The sequence below is a fragment of the Hymenobacter psychrotolerans DSM 18569 genome, from assembly GCF_900142395.1.
Lineage (GTDB): Bacteria > Bacteroidota > Bacteroidia > Cytophagales > Hymenobacteraceae > Hymenobacter > Hymenobacter psychrotolerans.
Window position 1 is genome coordinate 1 of the sequence record NZ_FRAS01000062.1, and the last position, 1,617, is coordinate 1,617.

Here is a 1,617-nt window from a genome sequence, read left to right on the forward strand (position 1 = left end):
CGTCATAACGCCGACGTTTGGCGGGTTGGGGACTGTCTTGCATGACATTCGAAAGATAAGACCCTATTCTGTCCACATTTACTCGACCACCTCACGTGTTGAATTGGAGCGTTTTCATGAGAGATGAAGGGGTTTCGTCTAGGTCGGACGGTTTCTATATGAGAACACCCAAAATTACCGCGGGGTGCACCGTTGGGGGTACAGAATTAGGCTTCAGGCTTGCATGATTTGTAGTCGCTATTCCACCAATTGCCCACCTGCCATGGCTCAAGTTTGCTTTATTGGTTAATGGTGGCCCTTGCCCCGCCTAGCAGGTGCTTGCCCACTACGAAGAGAAGCAGCCCCAGCCCGGCGATAAGCAAATAGCGGCCCCAGGGTGTCGGCAGAGCAACTGCGTGGCCCGCGGCCACTTACCAATGCGGCCCCAGGACTTGTACAACGAAATAGCAGTAGCTGCCAGCAAGACCATCAGCGCAGCCGCGGCATCGGTCAGCAACTGCAGGCGCAACACGCGCAGGTCAGTCGCGGACAAGTCGGTTTTGGCGGCTACCTTGGCCAAGTAGGGGCCCATAAAAAAGCCAGCCCGTGCGCGACGGACTGGCTTCAACCGGTAGCAAGAATAATTAGGCAGCAATGCCCTGACGGCAAGCCTGCTCACAACGGCGGCAGGCTTCAGCGCACTGGCGGCAGTGCTCGGAGTGAGCGCCGTGCTTTTCACACTCGTCGGCGCAGGCCTTGCAGATTTCAGCACACTCGCGCAGCAGATGAGCGGCGTGCTCGGAGCCGCGGGCGATGAAGCGGGCAGTCAGGGCGCAGATGTCGGCGCAGTCGCGGTCCAACAGCACGCAACGGGCCATCATCTTCACGTTGTCTTCCTGCAGACAGGCCGTGGCGCAATGCTCGCAGGCGGCGATACAGGCATTGAGGGCGTCGAGCAGGCTTTGGTTCTGGGTATGCATGGGAAAGGGGGTGTAGGTGAACGAACAAGGCAACCCAACCGGGTCGCTGGCTAAGTATACCTGCTCTGTGGCCCACGGTTTTACATATTAGTCTCCTTCCCTTGCATGATTTGGGGCCTCCTCCCCCACCACCGGAGCCATTTCGGCCCGCAGCTGCCGGCGATACGCAGAAGGCGAACACCGGGCCAGGCGCCGGAACTGGCCGGAGAAGTGGGCCAGGCTGGCGTACCCCAGGCGCCGGGCAATGAGGCCCACGCTCAGGGAAGAAGAAAGCAGCTCCTGCGCATAGGCCAGGCGCTGACTCAGGATGTAGGCCGCCAGCGTCTTATTGCCCACCAAGCGGGCAAAGGCCGCACTGAGTTGCCCATACGTCAGGTCCAGCTCCCGGGCCACCGCCGCCCCGAATGCCCGGTGACGCAGGCTTTCGCCGGGCTCGCGCAGCAGGCGGTTCACCGCTACGCTCACCCTTTCGACCAGGGTCTGGTGAAAGGTTTCGAGCAGCGCAAACCGGGCCGCTTCCAGCGTGGCTCGCAGGCGGGGCCAATCCAGGTCTTCCGGCTCACCAGGGCTTACGCATCAAATTTAGGGTGACATATTGAGGGCTGACCTTTGTCTTTTCAGACATTGTCAAGTTCTTCATGTTCAGCCAACTGCTTAC

3 protein-coding genes are annotated in these 1,617 nt (G+C 60.0%); all 3 read right to left on the reverse strand.

All coding sequences use genetic code 11. The features are described 5' to 3' along the window. Positions 1–325 precede the first annotated feature (325 nt). Positions 326–571, reverse strand: a complete 246-nt coding sequence (locus tag BUE15_RS21205; protein WP_073289254.1) for a hypothetical protein — start codon at positions 569–571, stop codon at positions 326–328. Positions 572–623: 52 nt separating this feature from the next. Beyond that, a complete protein-coding gene (locus BUE15_RS21210) occupies positions 624–959 on the reverse strand; it encodes a four-helix bundle copper-binding protein (RefSeq protein WP_073289255.1) in 336 nt (111 codons plus the stop codon). Between the two features lie 87 nt (positions 960–1,046). Continuing rightward, the gene (locus BUE15_RS21215; RefSeq protein ID WP_073289257.1) at positions 1,047–1,424 is read right to left on the reverse strand and encodes a helix-turn-helix domain-containing protein; all 378 of its coding nucleotides are present in this window, start codon (positions 1,422–1,424) and stop codon (positions 1,047–1,049) included. Positions 1,425–1,617: the final 193 nt, after the last annotated feature.